Below are 20,842 nucleotides of genomic sequence, written 5' to 3'. Positions count from 1 at the left end.
GAAGCGGCGAGACAACTTCGTGTCGAGCGCCAGGAATCACCCTGCCGCAAGTTCGAAAACCAAGGTTGCGATTATGGTCGATCCAGGTCTGGCATTGAGCTGGTCGAGCTCTCCTCTCATCTACATCGTGTTGATCGGCCTGGCTGGAATTGTCGTCTGGAATCTCGTTCCGGGACGCTTCGCCAATGCGAGGCTGATCGTCCAACTGGTCTTTTTCCTTGCAATGTCGATCATGGTTCTTGAACTGCGAGTCGTCCCGTACGAGCCGACAGGAGGCGATGAGACGACCAGCCGAGCGATCCTCATCGGATCGGTCAAGCTGCTGTGGTGGATACATCTTGCCTGGGCGCTGATCGGGTTTGTCCGCATCTATGTCGTGTTCGAGCGAAAGTCGCATGAGGCACGCCTCCTCCAGGATGTCGTGGTCGGCATCGTCTACACGGGAATGCTCCTTTCAATACTGGCGTTCGTCTTTGCCGTGCCGGTCGGAACGCTCATCGCCACGTCGGGTGTCTTTGCGGTCATGCTGGGTTTGGCGCTCCAGAATACGCTTGGCGACGTATTTTCGGGAATCGCGCTTAACCTCGGCCGCCCTTACGTGCTGGGAAACTGGATCATTCTGAACGACGGAACCGAGGGCCGCGTCGTCGAGACCAATTGGCGCTCGACCCAACTCCTCACCCCGGCCCACAACGTCATCGCGCTTCCGAACAGCCTTGTCGCCAAAATCGGGGTGACAAATCTTAGCGGCCCAGACGAGAGCCATGGACTTGCCGTGACGATCAAGATGTCGCTGACGAAGACGCCGGCCGTCATCGTAGACACGATGCGCATGGTCCTGCTGAGCTGCAACTCGATCCTCCAGGACCCATCGCCCGCGGTTGCCATCACAAGCCTGGATGCGGCTGCAATCGGGATCGAGCTGTCATTTCGCGTCGCCAACCTTGATCAGCGGATTACAGCTCGGAACGAGATCTTCGATCTCGTCTATCGCCATTCAAGGTCAGTCGGCGTGCTGCTGGCTGCGCCACTTTCGGCTTCGGTGGTCATGACCTCCTCACCAAGTGACGGGACGGCGACCTCCCGAGGCTTCGCCGCGATCGACCTGATCAAGGCCATACCGATCTTCTCGGCCCTAACGGATGCCGAGCAGGAGTCGCTTGCCGCGGCGATCTCGGTTCGCAGCTACCGCAAGGGCGACGTCATTGCAGAACAGGGAGAGATGCTGCCGTCCCTCATGATTGTTCGGAAGGGCGTGATCGTCCGGCAACATGCCCAGGGGAATGCTAGCATGCAGGAGGTTGGTCGGCTTGCGCCTGGCGACTTCTTTGGCGAGACCGGCCTGCTCGCCGGTATTGGCGAGATGCCGACATTGCGGGCAATGACCCACGTCGTGGTCTACAAGATAGACCAGGAGAGCTTCGCGCCGCTGCTGCTCAACAGGCCCGAGATGGCCGAAGATCTAGCGGCAATCCTGTCGATGGGGACGTCGGCCTACGGGGAAACCGGCATGCCCGGCCAGCAGCACGAGAGCTCTAAATTCGCGCTCCTGAATGCCATTCAGGCTGTCTTCCAAACCACCCCGTTCAAGCACGTTCGAGCACCTGGCCGAGAGGGCAAGCAGAAGGATGAACATCCATGACCATTGTCCAAGGCGACATCGTCGGCATCGATTCACTCAGGCAGCCTGCTATGGGTGATTTTGCCGACGGTTTGAAGGTGCGGCGCGTATTGCCCTCCTCGAACCGCCTGATGATCGGCTCCTTCATCCTGTTCGACCATTTCGGCCCCGCGGTATTCGACGCGGGTCGTGGTTTCGACATGGGCCCGCATCCGCATATCGGGATCGCGGCCATGACCTATCTGTTCGACGGGGAGATCATCCATCGCGACAATCTCGGTGAAGTGCAGGCCATCCGTCCCGGCGAGGTCAACTGGATGACGGCCGGGTCCGGCATCGTCCATTCCGAACGCACGTCGCCAGAAGCCCGAACGCGGGGAAGCAATCTCTTCGGCGTCCAGGCTTGGGTGGCGCTCCCCTCCCGGCACGAAGAAGTTGCTCCCCACTTTGCGCATTATGGCGCTCCCGAAATCCCACGGATCTGTGCCGACGGGGTCGAGTTCACTTTGATCGCAGGGGTGTCCGACGGGTTGGTCTCTCCGGCAAGGACGTACTCCGACCTGGTCTGCGCCGAAATCGTGCTCACGGGCAGTGCGCGATATCAGGTGAAACCCGGATATCGCGAGCGTGCGATCTATGTTGTCTCCGGGGAGATCGAAGTCATGGGCCAACTTGGGACGTTCGGTGAAGGCGAATTCATCATGCTAGCGCCCGGCACCGAGATCGTGCTCCGGGCGCCTGCCTTCCATGCCGCGCGGCTGATGCTGATCGGCGGCGAGCCTCTTTCCGAACCACGTTATATCCATTGGAACTTCGTCTCCTCCTCAGTTGACCGGATTGAGCAGGCAAAGGCGGACTGGCGTGAAGGCCGCTTCCCGGGAGTACCAGGGGAACAGGGATTGATGCCTCTGCCAGGAGGAAATAGGGCGGTGACGGTTTCGGCGGCGGCCACATCCGCGCGTCGCCGGCGGCGTTATGACATCGAGTAGAGTTTGCGCATCGTACCCTCGTCGATTTGACCGTCGAACCATCTTCGAGATTGGAAAGTCGTTGCAGTGCGCCGACACATTCCCGATAACGACCGCCCAGTCGGCAGTTGGAGGTAAGCGCCTGCCTCGTCGAGTGAGGTGATCGCGTACGGATCGGCTTCAGTGTCGCTTCGCCCTGTAGCCAACCTCGGGAAGATCAACTCCATGTATGGAGTACACATCATGCTTCGACGCAGCATAGCCAGCGTATCGCCGTACACGGGATCCTGAGCGTTGACGAACCTCTGCAAATTATATTGGTCGTCCATCTCGACTCAGACCTTTTTGCAAACAGCTGTATTCGGGCCTGATCACCCTGCAACGACATCGGTGTATTCCGGATGCCTGGCGACGAAGCCGCTCATGAAGGGACACTTCAAAACCGCTTTGCGGCCGGTTTTGCGGATCAATTCGAAGGTGCCTTGCGCCAACCGCGACGCGACCCCCTGTCCGGAAAATTCCGAAGGCACTTCGGTATGGATCAGCGCAACCTTGCCGTCCTGGAGCGTATAGTACGCCACTGCGAAGGCTTGACCGGTGATCGGGAGCTCGAACCGATGCTGTTGAATGTTTTCTGTGACCTTTGCATGCATCTCTATCTCTTGATGTGCGTTGCTTGAGGCTGGATGTAGCTTGCCCGGTCGCTATCGCATCGCGGGCAAACGCAGCGTGACGGTTGTGCCTGCCCCGGGCGCGCTCTGAATATCGATGCTTCCGCCTGACTCTTCGGCAAAGCGCTTCACCATCGGCAGGCCGACGCCGCCAAGGCCCTGCGCTTTTGTGGTGAAGAAGGGATCGAATGCGAAGGCAATCGTCTCGGCGGTCATTCCCAAACCGTCGTCGGCGGTGGTGATATCCACCTGAGCGGCTGATGAGCCATCGAAGACCACTGCGGTTTCTATCGAGATCAGGCCCCCGTTGGGGGATGCATCGCGCGCGTTGAATACCAGGTTCAGAATTGCGTTCTGCAAACCCAGGCGATTGCACCTCACTGACGGCAAGTCCGGCGTCACTCGAACCTCGAGTCGAATCTTGGGATCCCACGCGCTTCGAATGAGGGTCTCGATTTCAGCCAGACAGGCGCCGACATTTGCATATTCGCTCTCTCGGGCGGAACTGATGGTCTGGCGGACAAGCGCGCCGGCTCGTTCCAGGGCAGTTCTGGCGCCCGAAATTACATGCCCAAGCGCTGGAGCCGCCGAGACGCTCGGGTCACGGGCCAGGTGATTCAATGCCGACGAGGCGACCTGGATGAGATTGCCAAGGTCATGAACGATGCCGGCGGTCGCTAGCTGAATGGGCAGGCCATCTCGGGGAATCTCGGGCGGGCTGTCGAAGACATCCACTTTCACTTCCGGACGAGACATTATAACCCTCATGTTTGCTCAGGCAGAATTCAGTTGCTTGAAGACGGTACAATATAGGACGGGAGTGGTCGATTAGATCGAGTAAGAAGCCGAACCATACTGCAGTATATGTCCCGCGATCTGCGGACCATCGCCAGTGCGGGACCAAACATCTCGCGAGACAGATCTCCCGCTCTTTCGTGCTCATCGCACCGTCGCGAGATTCTCCTCTATTGGTAGCCAACGCCCCCGATATAGTTGGTGAGCAGCCGCTCCTGGAGCTCTTCCTGTTGGAAGAGCGCCTTCATCGCGTCGCGGATATCGAGGACGCCTATCGGCTTAGCGCCGGCGCCGAGCACCGGTAGGTTCTGGAGCCGCTGTGTTGTCATGGTCTGCCAGACCGAATGCAGGTCGTCATCGGGCCCACAGGATACGAAAGACCGGCTCATCAGTGTCGATACCGGCGCTTCCGCCGGCCCCGAATTCGCCAGATGACGGACAAGGTCGGACTTGCTCAGCACGCCTGCCGCCTCGCCACTGCCATGGCATACGACAACCAGGCCTATGGCCGGCTTGGACAGCCATAGCGCAGCTGCCCGCAGCGACGTGTCGAGGTCGACCGCCGCAAGGCGCGCCGATGTTTCTGGATGTAGACTGTCAATTCGCATGATGCCCTCTTGAGGCGTCTCGCGGCCGCAGCCGGAGAGATCAGGTTCGAGTTTTCGCTTACTCTTCGAAGGTAGTGTTCATCACAAAATCGACGGAAGACGGCGCCTTGTAGCCGGCCACAAAGCGCTCACCGAAATCCCGGGTAAAGTTATCGTAGGTCGTTTCCGGGTTCACCTTGGCGATGTGACAAAAGCAGCGCGTCATCCGTCGCTTCATCTGAAGACGCGGAAATTCGCCGACGATCCTGGCTATTTCGGCGGCAGAGATGAGACTGTATTGCAGGCCCACGACATCAAGGCAGATGCCGGCTGTGCACAGCGCCACCTCGGCCTCCTTGTAGAGGCCGATCGACGGCGTCGAGTTGAGTGCGACGCTGTCCCATATCAACTGAGCACGACGCTCGTCGAAGCCGCCTTGCCGGACGAAGGCGCGAGCCAGATCGGCGCCTTCCACCTCGAAACGGCGCGGCCCAGCGAAGGTCTCGTTGAGCGTGACGTCGTGCAACAGGGTTCCGACGGCGACGACTTCGCCGTCGTGCTCAATGTTCTGGACCTGTGCGATCCGGACGGCGAAGAGCCATGATCGGACCACGTGGTTGAACAAATAGGGCTCACACAGCTGGCGGGCATGTTCGATCGCCCGGCCAACAAGCGGCGTATCGGGGACCGAAACCCCTGCAAGCGTGCGCCTGGCGATCGCATCCATTTGAGTGCCTTTCCTTTGCCGATTGTGTGCCCGGTTTGACGCCCTTGCCTTGGCAAGGGCGTCGTCAGTTTATTTCGCGTAAGTCGTCAGGTTGGTCTCGTTGGTATCGACGACGAAGACCGCAAGCAGGCGAGCGCGTTCCGTCTTGCTGGCGTTTTCACTGACGGCGTGATGGTCGCCCGGAAATTCCGAGAAGCTTTCGCCTGCACGGTACGTCTTCACGGGTCCACCGTTGACCTGGCTTCGGATCGCCCCCTCCAGCACCGTGGCATAGATGAACGCGGAACTGGGATGGGTATGCGCCGGCGATGTCCCGCCCGGCCCGTACTCGACGAGCACGGCTTTCAAGCTCTTGCCGGGCACATTTGGAAGCGCGTGGTCGTAGACAAGCTTCACGCTGTCCGCGTCTTTGGCCATTGCTGCGGTGACGGATGCGGCGGCGAGCGCTGCACAGAGGAGTTTCCTGATCATGTCTGATATCCTTGGTGGAATGAGGGCTAGAGAATGCTGGTCTGAGGGTCGCGAAACCGGCGTTCAGTTGTTTACGCCGGTGGCGTGTACCGGCTGAGCCAGTCGTCGAAGTGGATGGCGCCGATGCGCGCGTTCTCGCCGGGGACAAGGGTTTGATCGTCGATTGCCACTTGACCGTAGTAGAGAGCGCCAGGATCCGAGACGACTTTGCGCGGATCGTTGGTGGCCTTCAGGAAGTGCCCGATCAGTTCGCTCATACGAACGCGCTCCGGGCCGGCAATTTCGATCGTGCCGTTCACTGGCGCTGCAAGCGCGACGTCCGCCATTGCATCGGCAACATCGTCGGCCGCCATAGGTTGGAAGTACGCCGGTGACATACGGACGGTATCCCCCACAGCGCCGGTGTTTGCGATGGCGGCGGTGAATTCGAAGAACTGTGTGGCGTGCACGATCGTGTAGGGGATTGGGGACTCCTTGATCAGCTTTTCCTGAAGCAATTTGCCGCGGAAATACCCCATGTCTTGCAGCCGGTCGGTGCCGACCACGGACAGCGCGATGTGATGGCGGACGCCGGCGGCGGCTTCGGCTGCAAGAAGATTGCGTCCCGAGGCTGCGAAGAACTCCAGGGCAATCTTTTCCTCGAACGACGGCGAGTTCGCGAGGTCGACGACGACCTGCGCCCCGGCAAGCGCGACGGCCAGCCCTTCTCCGGTGACGGTGTTCACTCCTGAATTCGGTGACGCCGCAAGCACGTCGTGTCCCTTCTTACGCAGTCTTTCCACAGTCTTTGAACCGATCAGCCCGGTTCCGCCGATGACGACGATCTTCATTTCCAATCTCCTGTTGGGGGTGTTGATTTGTGGGTGTTGGTCGGATGACGACTTTCCGGCTAGCTATTCGCTGGCCGATGCGGCGTCCTCGATAAGTGAGGTGACCTCGTCGGGGTGAGAGATCATGAGCGCGTGGGAAGCGCCCTCGATGATGACCGTCTTCACGGCGTGCGCGCGCTTGGTCATGAAGCTCATGACGGCTGCCGGGATATTTCGGTCATCGGTGCCGTAGATCATGTAGGACGGCAGCGTTTTCCATGAAGCGACGCCCGAGGCCTCGGCCAGAGCTGCCTGCGCGATGGGGCGTTGGGTGGCCGCCATTAGCGACGACTGCTCTTCGGGAACGTCGGCCGCGAACTGGGCTCGGAATTTCTCCGGCTGTATGAAGAGGTCCTGGCCGCCGTTCGGCGACGCGACTGGAGCAAGCGCGCTTGCCAAAGTGCTGCCGGGAAACATGCTGGACAACGTGGCGCTCGATTCGCCCGTATCCGGCGCGAATCCGGCCACGTATACCAAGGCCTTCACATTGGTATTGCCATTGGCGGCTTCGGTGATCACGGGTCCGCCGTAGGAATGCCCCACCAGCACGATCGGTCCGGGGACCGACCGGATGATGGCCGAGACCGCCGCGGCATCGCTGGCGACGCTGCGGAGGGGATTGGCTGCAGCCTTCGCTACATAGCCGTCCCTGCCGAGTTTGGTTATGACCGCGTCCCAACTCGACGATTCGGCGAAGGCCCCGTGCACAAGCACGATCGTCGGCTTGGGCTTCGCTCCGGCCGCGTGCGCCGTCGCGCCACCCGCGACGGCAAGCGCGGCGGCCAGCGCCAGGATTCCAGTGACATTTCGCATTTGCGTTCTCCTTTGTCGGCCTTGCATTTGACCAATGTGGAGAAGGATGCGCCGATCCGGGGCGCCGACCTATTGTGCGGAATGGTCAGTCATACGATGCCAAGGTGCAGGATGGCTCATCGCTACGATCAGGTGACCTGGGTATGCGGGGCGCCGATCGACGGAAACGCGGGAGTTCGTGACCAATAGAAGTTCACTGAGCTGCCTCCAAACACCACTGCCGCCCCGGCGTAACGGCGAGACTCCCACCGCGAACGACATTGCTCCTGACCTTCGGCCTTCACAGCCCAATGCTTTCGTATGGATCAAACAGCCACATCGTCTGATCGCTCCGCAATGGCGCAGCATTTATATTGTTATTGTGAATACGATCAAAAATTAACCATGGAGTTACCAAAATGAAGAAGACATCTCTTGCTGCCGCAATCCTTCTTGTTGCAGCAGGAAACGCCGTCGCCGGAAGCGATCACTACGGATCAAACTCCCAGCAACCCGCAACTTCTTCCGAGAGCATGCACACCTCCTCGATCAGGAAGACGGGCATCGATGCCGGCGTGCAGGAGACCGTGCGCAAGCCGATTGCTCCCAGCAAGGACCCGGGGCAGGGCATCTGGGGTCACTAGCACCCGAAAATTGTAGAATCTGGAAGGACCGGGGCGTCGCCCCGGTCCTCTTCACGCTTTCCAAAGGACCTTGAGATTCGCCTCGAGCCCCTGACACAGGTTCTGAGGCCGGGGAGCTATAGAACCACCTTTCACCCTTGGATCTGGCCGGGTGGGATGGCGCTCGACGCTCGACAATCAAACGGCTGCAGCGACTTGGTTACCCCGGCTCAAAGCAATGCCATTCCGCCGTCGACCCGCAGATTGACACCGGTGACAAAACTGCTTGCGTCCGATGCCAAGAACAGAGCGGCTTTTGCCAGTTCTTCCGGCTGGCCCATTCGACCAAGGGGAATTGCTTCCGCCATGGACTTCTGGAAGGAAGCACGCATTTCGGCCGGTACACCCAATTTGTCGAGAATAGCCGTATCGACGGGGCCGGGGCTGAGCACGTTGACGCGTATGCGACGCGATTTCAGTTCTATCGCCCAACTGCGCGCGAAGGCGCCGATGGCTGCCTTGGAGCCTGCATAAACGGCATGGCCTTCCAAGACCTTCTCGCTGGCGATTGATCCCGTCAGTATGACTGCGCCGCCATCGCGCATCAACGGGATCAGTTTCTGCACGCCAAAAAAGGCGCCGCGCGCATTGATAGAGAACTGCGCATCGTACTCGTCTTCGGAAACTGCCGACGAATGCGTGATGGTGTTCACGCCTGCGTTCGCCATATAGATGTCGAACGCCCCAAACCTTTGATGGATCTGTCGTGCGACATCCTCGTGGTGCGCCACGTCGGCTACATCACCCTGAATGCCCAGTGCGCCCGCTCCGATCTCGGAGACTGCCTCCTCGACGGCACGCTGTCTCCGGCCGGTGATTACTACCTGCGCCCCCTCCGATGCGAAAGCTTTCGCCGCCGATAGCCCAATCCCACTGTTTCCGCCGGTGATCAACGCAGTTTTTCCTGAAAGTATACCCATTTGAATTGCCTCTGATGATTTTTACGAGAGCCGCCGCAGCTGCCAACCGCAGTTCTCAGCGTGAACTCGGACGCTGTGACCAGGAAGCATCTCCAGCAGCCATCGATGCTAAGTTTTCAAAACTAGGCTGGCCGCACCGGTATGGTGCGGCCAGCCTAGACCGCTGCCTGAGCACTAAGCTTTGATGAAGGCGAGCAGATCGGCGTTGACCTGATCCTGGTGCGTGGCTGTGATGCCGTGGGGCGCCCCAGGGTAATATATGGCCTTTGCACCCTTGATCAGCCGCGCCGACTTGACTGAAGAATCCTTGACCGGGACGATCTGGTCGTCCTCGCCATGCAAGATCAACGTCGGTATATCGAATTTCTTGAGGTCTTCGGTGAAGTCGGTTTCGGAGAACGCTTTGACGCATTCATATGCATTCACGAGACCGACCTGCATGCTCCAGAGCCAGAACTGATCCAGAACCCCCTGGGAGACCGTGGCGCCTGGCCTGTTTGCACCATAAAACGACCGTGCGAGGTCCAGATAGTGCTGCGAGCGATCCTTGAGGAGGCCAACCCTTATGCCGTCGAACACTTCGATCGGCAGACCTTCCGGATTGGCCGGCGTCTTCACCATGATCGGCGGAACAGCGGCGATGAGAACAGCCTTGGCCACGCGTTCCGTCCCGTGCCGTCCGATATAGCGAGCGACCTCGCCTCCCCCGGTTGAATGCCCGACCAGCGTGGCGTCCCGGAGATCCAGCGCCTCGATCACGGCTGCAAGATCGTCCGCGTAGCCATCCATGTCGTTGCCGGACGTGGCCTGGCTGGAGCGGCCATGGCCGCGCCGGTCATGCGCAACCACGCGAAATCCGTTATGGGCTAGAAAGAGCATCTGCGCGTCCCAGGCGTCGGAATTCAGCGGCCAGCCGTGTGAGAAGGTTATAGGAGGACCCCTACCCCAGTCCTTGTAGTAGATTTCCGTACCGTCCTTGCTTGTGATGGTGCTCATCGTTTTGCGTCCTGATTGAGGGGTGGGAACATGCGGGTTTTGCTGGGCGCCAGATGACGAGGCGACTGGCAGTCCCACTATGACCGCCGCTGAAAAACTGGCCAACAAGACGTCGCGGCGGGTTGCACCGAGGGTGAAAAGTCCATCCGTACTCATCATGTCCATCCTTGGTGCTTGGCTTCTAGAGTGGCTCACCATCACGATCACCGGATCGACCTGCACGGTCGCTTTCGGGGGAGGAGCGGGCGAAAGAGCGGCGACGCTCGATGATCGTGATGGCTTGCAAGGGAGAAGATGCGCCGATCCGACCCGCAAACCTATTCTACGGAAGGATCTGACATATGATGCCAAGGTGCAGGGTAGCCACGCTGAGGTGGAACTGTCACTGAGATGGGCTGAAATTGACAGACGTTAGTGTCAAGCGCGATGAGCCGCCCGTGCGGCGGCCGTTACAAACAAGGCCCATCAGCCGTGTAAGGATTCCTTCCCAAACGAGAAACGGCTGATCACGAGCACGTCACCGCCCGAACGGATCGCGACAAGATTCGCCAATGTGGTCCTTATATTGCGGGATCAACTCGCCGCGGGTCTGAGGCTTATATTACGTATACCGCATGCGATTATCAGAACAAAGATCTGGTAGCTTTCGTTCTATAGACATTAAGCAGCATTTGCCGCTCTTGGAGCCCTTTGGAGCTCACAATCCCGGAGTGCTTTTAATGCGCCTTGGCTTGCTTTCTGGTTTCCTCGTTGCGACCCTTGCCGCCGCGCCATCGACTTCTGCCAACGCCCGAGCTCAGACACGCCGCCCGGACAATTGACTGACCTGTCGGCACGTATCGTCGACCGCAAGGCCGACGTAAACGGTGTAGTGTATCACTATTTGCTGGCGGTAGGTGGCCCGAAAACTGTTGTGTTGTTGCATGGTTGGGGCACGACCTCATACATGTGGCGCTTTGTAATGCCACAACTGGTGGCGCGCGGTTACACGGTACTTGCGCCCGATTTGCGCGGTTTGGGTTACACCGCCAAGCCTGCGACCGGCTACGAAAAGGCGTCGATTGCTGAGGATATTAGCGCACTGGTCAATCAGTTGAACCTTGGTCCGGTCGTCAATCTTGTCGGCCACGATATGGGTGGCATGGTCGTTTATTCCTATGCGGCGCAGCACCAGGAGGAAGTCGCCACACTGGCCATCCTAGACGTCCCGCTGCCTGGCATCGAGCCGTGGAACGAATTGATCCAAGGCCCCCGCACTTGGCATTTTCGTTTCCATTCCGTGCGCGACGTGCCGGAAATGCTCATTGCCGGTCGCGAGCTAGAGTATTTAAGGTGGTTTCATAATGCAGAGGGGGTAAATACTCGCGTGTTCGACAACGAAGCCGACGAAGTCTACGGCCGTTCTTATGCCCAGCCTGGCGCATTGCGCGCAGGCTTCGAGTACTACCGGGCTTTCCCCCGTGACGAAGAACAGAACAAAGCTTTTGCAAAGCACAAGCTGACGATGCCGGTGCTCGGTATAAGCGGTTCGGGTGGCTTGGGATCGATGTACGAAGACCATCTCCGCCATGTCGCCGAAAACGTACGCGCCGTAGTCGTCGAGGGCTCAGGCCACTGGGTCTCGGAGGAGCAGCCAGTTGCCGTCACCAAGGCCCTGATCGAGTTCCTGCCATCAGTATACTAAGCTTCGCTGATGGCTGAAGGCACAACACCGGGTTACATGCGGCGGTTGTCGCTCGCTCTAACCTTTATAAAGTGTTGTCTGCGTCAGGATCGCCCTGGGCCGGCTATTTTTAACGAAAGAAGCGCCAGCGGCCGGGCGATCCTATCGGACGGAGGCGAGGTTCACCCCTTCGAAAGTCCTGGCCGCGCCGGCCTCGCGCATTGACGGGGGCAGCGTTTCCCAGGCCCGGATCAGCTCACCGATGGAAGCAGCTTCCATCTTGCGCATGACATTGCCGCGGTGAAGCTTGACGGTCACTTCACTGATGCCGAGGTCGAAAGCGATCTGTTTGTTGAGACGCCCGCGCGCCACTTCATGCAGAACTTCGCGCTCGCGCGGGGTCAGCGTCTCGACGCGCTCGATGTTGCGCTTGACGACCACCGCATCCGCCCGCCGCTTGGCATCCACCGCAATGCCCGCGATCACGGCGTCAAGGAGTGTTTGGTCGCGCACCGGTTTGGTGAGAAAATCCACAGCGCCCGCCTTCATCGCCTGGACAGTCATCGGTATGTCGCCATGCCCGGTCAGGAAGATGATGGGCTTGGGATTGCCGTTTGTCGCAAGATGGTGCTGTAGATCGAGACCGCTTGCCCCTGGCATGCGCACGTCGAGGATCAAGCAACCGGGGCTGTCCAAGACGTCCGCGTCGAGCAATTCGCGGGTCGAGGCAAAGCAGACCGGCTCAAAGCCCATGGACAGGATCAACTCCGATAGTGCTTCCCGAACAGACGCATCGTCATCGACAATGATGACGAGCGGCTGCTGCGGCTCAGCCTTCCGCTGCCGTGACACCGGCGTCGATCTCTGCAAGAGCGGTTGGTCAACTCTCATGTTCATCCCTCGGTTTCTTGGTTGCGTAAAGCTTCGCTCACGGCTGCAAGTAGGGCCTGGCCGTCGAAGGGCTTGCGGAAAAATCCGCTGATGCCTTTGGCACGGTACTGATCCGCTATCTCATGGCGTCCGGTGATCAGGAAAACCGGTAGGTCTGCACGCGTCTTCTTGACCAAGTCACGAAGTTCAAAGCCGTCCGTCCCAGGCATCCCGATATCGGTAATGAGCAAGTCGACGTCGGAGAGCCCGCTGACGAGGAGTGATCCCGCCGACGAGAAGCTGCGGGGAGCATAGCCCGCAGACTCCAAAAGGTTCTCGAGCGACTCGAGCAATCTTGGGTCGTCATCGACAATCGCCACGACAGGTCGCACCTTGCTCACACTCCGTTCCCTCCCGTTCGCCGAGAGTGGCTGATCGGTATCTCCAACCGCTCCGCCATGCGCACGAGATCAGCGAGTGATGCCGCAGCCATTTTCTGCATCACGTTCCGTCTATGGATTTGCAGCGTGACCTCGCTGATCCCCAACTCAGCCGCGGCCTGTTTGTTGAGCAGGCCACTCACAACCAGCGGAAGCACCTCGCGTTCTCGCTGCGTGAGCTCTTGATAGCGTTGCTTTAACACGGTGAGCTCGGCGCGCTCTGATCGCCTTTCCCGATCCTGGGCGATCGCTGCCCGGATCGCAACCATGAGGTCCGCATCGCTGAAAGGCTTTGTCAGGAAGTCCACAGCGCCGTGCTTGATCGCACGCACCGAGGACGGAATGTCTCCATGCCCGGTTATGAAGACGATCGGGGGATGATCGCCCTCGGCGATCTGCTTCTGCAGATCGAGACCGTTGATGTCAGGCAATTCCACATCGAGGATCAGGCATGCGGGGACGTCCGGCTTGTCGGCAAGGACATAGTCGCCGGCCGATCCGAACGCTACGGCTCGCATGCCATGGGACTCCAGAAGCTCACCAAGTGCTTCCCGAATACGCACGTCATCATCGACGATGAAGACCATTTGATCGTGGGGCGTCATGCTGCCGCTTTCATTTCAACGGGCATCGTGAAGACGAACGCCGACCCGTGCCGCTCGCTCTTCTCCACCCACAACCGTCCGCCATGGGACTCGACGATCGAACGGCAGATCGCGAGTCCCATGCCCATGCCGTTCTCTTTCGTCGTAAAGAACGGCTCGAATATCCGATCAGGAAACTCAATGCCCGGGCCACAATCGCTAATCTCGATCTGGATCGCGTCCCCTATCCGGCGCACGCGAAGTCCAAGAACCTTGTCGCCTGTAACAGAGTCCATCGCCTCGATCCCATTGCGGATGAGGTTCACCAGAACCTGCTGAATCTGCACCCGATCGAGCGCGACAATAGGAAGGTCGCTTTCGACATCGATATCCAGACGAACACGGCGCCGCACCGCCTCCTCGGCGATGAGGTCGCGCGCCTCCGCGATGACGCTGTCGAGTGCTGTGTAAGCCATCCCGTCCGCAGATTGCTTGAATAAGGCGCGGATGCGGCTGACGACATCCGCGGCTGAGTTGGCGTCACGGATAATACGCTCCACAGTCTTCTGCGCTCGCTCGATATTTGGCGGTTCGGCCGTGAGCCAGCGCTGGCAGGCATATGAGTTGGCGACAACAGCCGCCAGAGGTTGGTTCACCTCATGCGCTATAGAGGCTGAAAGCTCGGCGAGACTCGCCGCCTGGCTCGCACGTGCAAGTCTCTCTTGCGCCAGGCGCAGCTCTTCTTGCGTGCGAACTTCACCGTCGATGTCCAGACAGACGACGTTCCACTGAACAATCGCCCCTTCTGCATTGCGCATCGGTGCCGCGCGCGTATCGACCCAGCAATATTCGCCATCGAAGCGACGCAGACGGTGCCTCCGCGCATACGGTTCGCCAGTGGCCAACGAATGAGCATAGTTCGCTTTGACGCCCGCCAGGTCGTCAGGATGAACGCCTTCGTCGAGTGTCCCGGATAGGCGGGATTTTCCCTTACCGTCCAATATCTCCAACTCATATCCGAGGAACTCGCGGAGCTGACGGCTTCGATATATCGGCTCACCATTCGGTGCGGCGCAATCGATCATCACCGGCAGCGTTTCAACCAGCTGCCACAGCGAACGTTCTCTCTCGCGCAGCGCCACCTGTGCGCGCATCTCCTCGTCGATGTCGATGGAGACCTGGTACCAGTGAACGATGGCTCCGTCCCGATCGCGCAGAGGCTCGCAACGCCCTTCTATCCAGCGATAGCTGCCGTCTTTCCAACGCCGGCGATACCGCATGATGAAGGAGTCGCCAGTTTTGAGGCAGTTGGCTGACCTATTGAGCACCTCGGGAGCATCTTCGGGATGAATCAGCTCTTGCGCCACCCTGGTGAAGTCTTCGAAGTCCGCTCCGTAGATGCCGAGATCCTCCAAAGACCGCCTATTGACGTACGCAAGCTTGCCATCTGGCGTCCAGCTCCAGATGTGGACCGGCAAGGCATCGACAAGCTGCTGGAGCTCGCGCTCTCTTTCGCGCAATGCCTCCTGCGCCCGCATCTCGTCTTCGATGTCGATTGAAGCCATATACCATTGAACGATCGCACCATCGGTATCCCTTAACGGTTGCGCTCGAGCTTCTATCCAGCGGTAGACGCCATCCTTCTCGCGTCGACGAAAGCGGTTCATAAAAGGCTGGCCGGACGCAAAGCCATTCGATGCCCTCCGAAACATTGTCGGAAAGTCTTCAGGATGGGCCAGGTCCCGGGCCAGGGCATCGAAGTCATTGATGTGCGTCGGTGGCGAACCGACCTTCTCCAGGTATCGCTTGCTGGTGTAGGTGATCCTGCCTGAAGGGGCAAAGCTCAGGATATTCACGGGCACGGCGTCAATCATTTGCTCCAGTTGCCGGTTGGCTTTCCGCAGCGCTTCTTCTGCCCTCACCTGGTCGTCGATGTCGTGCGAAAGACCGTACCACTGTACGACAGCCCCACACTCGTTTCGCATCGGTTCCGCACGGCCTGACATCCATCGAAAGACACCGTCAGCGCGACGCAGGCGATAGTTCAGGGAGAAGCTCTCGCCGGTGGCGACGGAGTGGTTGATCGCAGCTTCCAGCTTGGCCACGTCATCGGGATGTACGACAGCCGTAATGGCCGCCTTCAGACCGTTTCCTCCCCCATTCTCGTATCCTCCTACGTCGAGGCCGAGATACTCAACCATTCGCTTGCTGAAGAAGACCGGCTCGCCCGACGCAGACAGGCGCCACAGGAAGCTCGGCACCATGTCAACAAGTTGCGAGAGTTCCCGCTCTCGGTCGCGCAACGCTTCCTGTGCGCGCATCTCGTCGTCGATGTCGATAGAAATTGCATACCACTGAATGATCGCGCCGCTGTGATCACGCAGCGGCTCGCCGCGACCATCCACCCAGCGGTACGCTCCGTCCGCACGGCGCATTCGATACTTCATGGAGTATGGTTCGCCAGTAGCCAGGGATTGGCGGACTGTCTCAAGGAGGCCTGCCGCGTCTTCGGGATAGACGAGGGACTGTATGGCCGCCGCCAGCCGGGTCATCCCCGGCTTGTCCAAATCCGCCACACCGTCGAAACCGAAGAAATCAAGCAAACGTCTGTTGAAGAAGATCGGCTCGCCTTCAGGAGTCAGACGTCTTATCTGGACTGGGACCATGTCGACGAGCTGAGAAAGTTCCCGCTCGCGACCGCGCAGCTCCGCCACGGTTTTCTTGTAGACATCGTTGTCGAGCGCGATTCCGTACCATCCCGTGATACGACCCTGGCTGTCGCGCGCGGGCCGCGCGGCGGTTCGGGCCCATACATAGGTGCCGTTTGCGCGCCGAAAGCGAAACTCGACATTGAAATGATCGCCGGTCCTCAGACAATGGCGCCAGATAACCGCGATCTGCTCATAGTCGTCTGGATGAAGCAAACGCTTCCAGGCGGTGTACCCCTCGTTCAATGGAGCGTTCAGATCCTCCAGCGTCACCCCGAGGGAGCTCAGCGCGAATGGATGCAGGTAGATCCATCTACCCGCTGCATCGAACGCCCATCCGTTCCCGAATATGCTTTCAACGATTTTCGCCGATGGAATTGGCCCGGCATTGTTCTCCATCAAGAGATCCAGGTCCGCCCCGGAAAGCGGCTCCCCGTCTGTCACCAGATCATCAATGTCCACACTGACACTGTAGCCGGGCTCCGATCGGGTCTCGTTCCAGCGATAACTTCCGTCGGCCTGCAGTTGCCTGTGCCTCGTTACTTGGGGGACACCCGTCCAGAAGGCGCGGGCGACTGCATGCGCCGCCGCTGTCCGGTCATCCGGATGGACGAGACTCAGAGAATGGAGAGCGTCGGAGGCGGCTTCCTTCTCAAGTGCCGCACTGATCACATCGGCGAATCGCTCTGTGGCTGCGGACGGCGCATCGCCTTCAATTAGTGTGCCATACCATGCGACGGCGTTACCTTCGCTATCGCACAGCGGCTGTCCGGAGCTTCGACTCCAACCGTAAGCACCGCTCGCGCGCAAAATGCGGTGCTCCACATTGTAGTGCTCACCTGTCCGCAGGCAGCGACGCCACTCGGCCACGGCTCGGTCATAGTCGTCTGGATGGATTAGCCGCTTCCAACCCGCGGAGCCATCTTCTGGCCAAGTGTTGAACTCCTCCAGCGTCGTGCCGAGAAGCGATAGCGTGCTGGGAGTAACATAGCTGAATCGGCCGGCCGCGTCTGTCGCCCACCCATTGCCGACCACGCTTTCGATGAGCCGAGCCGCCCGCAACGCTTCCGCGTCGGGATCGCTAGGCGAGTTGAACGCTGTCGTCATTGTCTTCTCCTACCGGACAATGAAAGGCGGAGACTGTCAGCGCCTTCTTTAACTCTCATCGTTGACCATCTGGGCTCGCGAATTGGTTCATCATCTTAACCGGACCACGCCGCAGCCGCACCTCATGGAAATCCATGAGATGTGAGTGACCTAACTTTCGGGGTGAGGCACCTAGACGTCCCGATTGAAGCTACAGCGCCTCAAACAAGGCCTGGTCGGCTCCCCGTATAGCACTTACTCTCAGTAGCTGGGATCTGGGCTGACGAACCAAAACTCACCATAAGCAGCGCCGCGCCCCAGCCGCATCTCATGGAAATCCATGAACCGCAGCGCGACGCGGCCGCGTGTTCATCCCAGTCTGGTCTAGTGGACGTGGCTCGCAAGATTCAAGTTAGAAGCTATGACGATAAGGACATCTGTTCCAAAATGTAGGATGCTCATCCAGTTTGATTCCGCCGGGGAACTTTGCGACTGAACAGTTGCTTGGCGCCAATCAGGCATGGCGCAGCAACCGCGAACAGCAACACCAGCGCGAAGAAAGCTTCGTCGAACGAGATCGTGGAGGCTTGCCTTTCAAGAGAGCGCTGCAACAATGGGAAAGCGATCTTGGGCGCCGCTAGAATGTCGGCACCGTTCGAAGTGAGAATGTTCGCAGTGGCCCTCAAGCGCTGGTCCAGGGTCGGATCGCCACCGACAAGGTGGGTGGACAACATCGTTCGGTTGAGAGCGTTCTGGTGATCGATATACGTTTGCAAGAGCGCCGTGCCGATCAGACCACCAGCCTGCTTGCCGAGATTGAACAGCCCTATTCCAAACGGCAGGATATCGGCAGCAAGTCCACGCAGCGTAACCAGCGTCAGTGCCACGAACAGAAGACCGAGACCTGATCCTCGCAGAAACAGGGCCGGGGTCAGGTCGGGTGTGCCGCTACCGCTCGTCGAACCGGAGAGGAGCCACATGGCTCCGGAGAAGAGCAGGACTCCAAACGGAACAAGGGCGATCGGGTGAACTCCGGCCTTTTCGATGAGGAGGCCGGAGAACAGAAGTCCCAGCGCCAGCATGGCTCCGCTGGGCAGCAGAAGCACACCTGCGGCCGTGGCCGTAAAATCGAGAACGTTGAGGGCAAAAGCCGGGATGAGATAGGTGCTGCCCGAAAGAGCAAAGCCCGCGACGAGGCTGACAAGAAACCCAAAGCGAAAGTCCGGATCGGCGAAAGGCGCGACCGCCTGAAGTGAGCCTGAGCGGAACCGGGCCTCCCGGACAACCACAAGGCCGGCGGCCGCCACACCGATGGTCGAAAGGCCGATGATCGCCATGTCGTCGAACCAATTGAACCTGCTGCCCTGCAGCAGCACGTATGTCAAAAGCGCGGTACTGATGCCGAGCACAATGACCTCGACGACGGGGAGCGTGGTTGCCCGCCAGTATGTCCGATTGCCATCCGCCGCCAGAAGGACAAGGGCGGCGATGCCGAGCGGGACGTTGGCGAGGAATATCCAGTCCCAGGAGAAATGATCGACCAACCAGCCCTGCAGGGCCGGCGTAATCGTCGTTGGAGCCATTACGGCGCCCACGGCAAAAACGGCTTGGACAATCGGCTGATGTCGAGACGGGAACCGAAAAAACAGCAGCGTCTGGCCAGCTACGAGAATTGTGCCGCCAGCCAGCCCCTGGACGACGCGGAAGACACAAATCCAGATAAGATCCGCCGAGAGCGTCATTGCCGCGCAACCCAGCAGAAGCATCACGACCCCCGCACGCAGGCAGGCGGTCGGCCTGGCGGCTGTGACAAACATCGGAGCGACAAGGAAGGCCGTCAGCTTGGCCGCGATGAATGCGATGTCGACCATGGCCAGTTCATCCGGCGTTGCGTAGATGTCGCCGAGCATGTCGATCCGGCCGATGGACAGTGCAGTGGATGCCACTGCATCCATGAAGGCGGCCAATACAACACCAGTTGCGACAAGCCAGGCCCACAGCAGGGTATCAGGATGGCGGAACGCTCTGGTGCGGTGCATCACTGTACCGGGCGTCCGTTGGCACTGTCGCCGGACGGCATTTCCAACGCTACCACGGGAACGTCGCCCGCTCCGAGGGCGATGGCAACGCGGGCGGAGAGCCCCGGCACGAGGCGGCCAGGCAACGGGTTTCGTATCATCCTGATCTTCACCGGCACACGCTGGACAACGCGGATGAAATTTCCGGTGGCATTGTCCGGCGGCAGCAGGCTGAACGCCGCGCCGCTGCCGGGAGCGAAGCTTTCGACAATACCGTCGATTTCTTGATCTGGATATTCATCGACCGTGACGCGTACCCGTTGGCCAATCTCGACCAAGCTGAGCTGCGTTTCCTTGAAGTTGGCGACGATCCAGACATCGTCGACGGGAACGATGTCCAAGGCCCCATTCCCTGGAGTGACATAATGGCCGACACGGATTTGCCGATTGCCGACGATCCCGTCGACCGGGGCTCTCACGACCGTGTTGTCGAGGTCGAGCATAGCCAGATCGAGAGCGGCCTTCGCCTGTGACAGGGCCGCGTGCGAACCGGACAATTGTGCTTCCAAGACGCCGAGCTTCAGCCTTTGAGCCAGCAGATTGGCTTCTGCGCCGTCCAAGGACGCCTTTGCCTTGTCGTAGCTGGCTTGTGCATCCTGCAGTTTCTGATCGCTGGCAGTGCCGTTCTTCTGCAGTGTAACATAGCGGGTCAGGTTGGCACGGGCGAACTGGAGGTCGGCGGCGGCTGACTGTTTCTGCGCCTCGGCCTGCGCGATCAATGCATCTTGCAGTTTTTGGCTTGCGTCGATGTTGGCGATTTCCGCCCGCCGGGCGTCGACATTGGCCTTCGCCTGCTCCACCTTGGCCTTGTAGTCGCTGTCATCGATGCGAAACAGAACGGCGCCCTTCGAAACGCTAGCATTATCTTCCACGTCGACTTCGACGACATAGCCAGCCAGCTTGGGAGCGATACTTGTGATGTCAGAGCGCAGATAGGCGTTGTCGGTCCTTTCCTCGTACCGACCGATCGTGAACCACTGCCAGCTCCATATAGCTGCCCACGGCATCACCACGAGCGCGACGAAGGCGATTGCAGTCTTGCGAGATGGGCTCATGATTGCTTCTATCTCAATTCGACGCGCCGCTACCGAACAGGATCGTCGACTTTCCGGGATCAAGATCATCGGCAAGGCTGCAAGTCGCGGCTACGCAGTAGGGGTTCACGAGAATGTCTCCGGGCCGCTGACAGAAGGTCCTAATAATCGCGGATTTCAGTGCGCCCGCGCCATCACGCGAACGAACACCTCGGCTCGCCCTGATCGGTAGTTCATACTGACCCTCGGCACAGGGTAGATACCTGGCGCGACCGGACC

General features: G+C 59.5%; 20 protein-coding genes. 4 read left to right on the top strand and 16 right to left on the bottom strand.

Going from position 1 to position 20,842, the window contains the following annotated elements; translation table 11 throughout:
- Window positions 1–73 precede the first annotated feature (73 nt).
- Complete coding sequence (locus LB556_RS28615; protein WP_263485588.1) at window positions 74–1,642, top strand: mechanosensitive ion channel family protein; 1,569 nt, start codon at window positions 74–76, stop codon at window positions 1,640–1,642.
- Window positions 1,639–2,610: a pirin family protein gene (locus tag LB556_RS28610; RefSeq protein ID WP_224570921.1), complete on the top strand. Its 972-nt coding sequence runs from the start codon at window positions 1,639–1,641 to the stop codon at window positions 2,608–2,610. The genes LB556_RS28615 and LB556_RS28610 overlap by 4 nt, the downstream gene beginning before the upstream one ends.
- Here the strand turns inward: LB556_RS28610 and LB556_RS28605 are convergent.
- The 8 genes from LB556_RS28605 to LB556_RS28570 form a co-directional block, all read right to left on the bottom strand.
- Window positions 2,595–2,918, bottom strand: a complete 324-nt coding sequence (locus LB556_RS28605; protein WP_224570920.1) for a DUF1810 family protein — start codon at window positions 2,916–2,918, stop codon at window positions 2,595–2,597. The two genes, LB556_RS28610 and LB556_RS28605, sit on opposite strands and share 16 nt — an antisense overlap.
- A 42-nt stretch (window positions 2,919–2,960) precedes the next feature.
- Window positions 2,961–3,242 (bottom strand): GNAT family N-acetyltransferase, encoded by a 282-nt coding sequence (locus LB556_RS28600; protein WP_224570919.1) that lies wholly within the window; start codon window positions 3,240–3,242, stop codon window positions 2,961–2,963.
- 51 nt (window positions 3,243–3,293) lie between these two features.
- Entirely contained in the window at window positions 3,294–4,016 is a 723-nt protein-coding gene (locus tag LB556_RS28595; protein WP_224570918.1) for a sensor histidine kinase, read from the bottom strand.
- A 209-nt stretch (window positions 4,017–4,225) separates the two neighbouring features.
- Window positions 4,226–4,663, bottom strand: coding sequence for a CBS domain-containing protein (locus LB556_RS28590; protein ID WP_224570917.1), 438 nt, complete (start codon window positions 4,661–4,663; stop codon window positions 4,226–4,228).
- Between the two features lie 58 nt (window positions 4,664–4,721).
- A complete protein-coding gene (locus LB556_RS28585) occupies window positions 4,722–5,369 on the bottom strand; it encodes a hypothetical protein (protein WP_224570916.1) in 648 nt (215 codons plus the stop codon).
- Window positions 5,370–5,438: 69 nt separating this feature from the next.
- Window positions 5,439–5,840, bottom strand: coding sequence for a cupin domain-containing protein (locus LB556_RS28580; RefSeq protein ID WP_013896611.1), 402 nt, complete (start codon window positions 5,838–5,840; stop codon window positions 5,439–5,441).
- A 71-nt stretch (window positions 5,841–5,911) separates the two neighbouring features.
- The gene (locus LB556_RS28575) at window positions 5,912–6,670 is read right to left on the bottom strand and encodes an SDR family oxidoreductase (RefSeq protein ID WP_224570915.1); all 759 of its coding nucleotides are present in this window, start codon (window positions 6,668–6,670) and stop codon (window positions 5,912–5,914) included.
- A gap of 63 nt (window positions 6,671–6,733) precedes the next feature.
- Window positions 6,734–7,522, bottom strand: a complete 789-nt coding sequence (locus LB556_RS28570; RefSeq protein ID WP_263485581.1) for an alpha/beta fold hydrolase — start codon at window positions 7,520–7,522, stop codon at window positions 6,734–6,736.
- Window positions 7,523–7,920: 398 nt separating this feature from the next.
- On the opposite strand from LB556_RS28570, the gene LB556_RS28565 reads away from it, so the two are divergent.
- Entirely contained in the window at window positions 7,921–8,145 is a 225-nt protein-coding gene (locus tag LB556_RS28565) for a DUF680 domain-containing protein (protein WP_224570914.1), read from the top strand.
- A gap of 209 nt (window positions 8,146–8,354) precedes the next feature.
- Here the strand turns inward: LB556_RS28565 and LB556_RS28560 are convergent, their stop codons facing one another.
- Window positions 8,355–9,104, bottom strand: coding sequence for a glucose 1-dehydrogenase (locus LB556_RS28560; RefSeq protein WP_224570913.1), 750 nt, complete (start codon window positions 9,102–9,104; stop codon window positions 8,355–8,357).
- A 174-nt stretch (window positions 9,105–9,278) separates the two neighbouring features.
- Complete coding sequence (locus LB556_RS28555) at window positions 9,279–10,256, bottom strand: alpha/beta fold hydrolase (RefSeq protein ID WP_224570939.1); 978 nt, start codon at window positions 10,254–10,256, stop codon at window positions 9,279–9,281.
- Window positions 10,257–10,917: 661 nt separating this feature from the next.
- On the opposite strand from LB556_RS28555, the gene LB556_RS28550 reads away from it, so the two are divergent.
- The gene (locus tag LB556_RS28550; RefSeq protein WP_224570912.1) at window positions 10,918–11,784 is read left to right on the top strand and encodes an alpha/beta fold hydrolase; all 867 of its coding nucleotides are present in this window, start codon (window positions 10,918–10,920) and stop codon (window positions 11,782–11,784) included.
- Window positions 11,785–11,925: 141 nt separating this feature from the next.
- On the opposite strand, the gene LB556_RS28545 is transcribed toward LB556_RS28550, so the two are convergent.
- The 6 genes from LB556_RS28545 to LB556_RS28520 form a co-directional block, all read right to left on the bottom strand.
- Window positions 11,926–12,654, bottom strand: a complete 729-nt coding sequence (locus LB556_RS28545) for a response regulator transcription factor (protein WP_224570938.1) — start codon at window positions 12,652–12,654, stop codon at window positions 11,926–11,928.
- A 2-nt stretch (window positions 12,655–12,656) separates the two neighbouring features.
- A complete protein-coding gene (locus LB556_RS28540) occupies window positions 12,657–13,034 on the bottom strand; it encodes a response regulator (protein ID WP_141906326.1) in 378 nt (125 codons plus the stop codon).
- Window positions 13,031–13,678 (bottom strand): response regulator transcription factor, encoded by a 648-nt coding sequence (locus LB556_RS28535; protein WP_224570911.1) that lies wholly within the window; start codon window positions 13,676–13,678, stop codon window positions 13,031–13,033. The genes LB556_RS28540 and LB556_RS28535 overlap by 4 nt, the downstream gene beginning before the upstream one ends.
- The gene (locus LB556_RS28530; RefSeq protein WP_224570910.1) at window positions 13,675–17,472 is read right to left on the bottom strand and encodes a PAS domain-containing protein; all 3,798 of its coding nucleotides are present in this window, start codon (window positions 17,470–17,472) and stop codon (window positions 13,675–13,677) included. Before LB556_RS28530 ends, LB556_RS28535 begins: the two co-directional genes overlap by 4 nt.
- A gap of 437 nt (window positions 17,473–17,909) precedes the next feature.
- Complete coding sequence (locus LB556_RS28525) at window positions 17,910–19,490, bottom strand: MFS transporter (protein ID WP_224570937.1); 1,581 nt, start codon at window positions 19,488–19,490, stop codon at window positions 17,910–17,912.
- Window positions 19,490–20,584, bottom strand: a complete 1,095-nt coding sequence (locus tag LB556_RS28520) for an HlyD family secretion protein (protein WP_411908626.1) — start codon at window positions 20,582–20,584, stop codon at window positions 19,490–19,492. Before LB556_RS28520 ends, LB556_RS28525 begins: the two co-directional genes overlap by 1 nt.
- Between the last annotated feature and the right edge of the window lie 258 nt (window positions 20,585–20,842).

Source organism: Mesorhizobium sp. ES1-4, from assembly GCF_020164745.1.
Lineage (GTDB): Bacteria > Pseudomonadota > Alphaproteobacteria > Rhizobiales > Rhizobiaceae > Mesorhizobium.
Note: the sequence above shows the minus strand (reverse complement) of the source record. Positions and strands in the feature narration are given on the sequence as shown.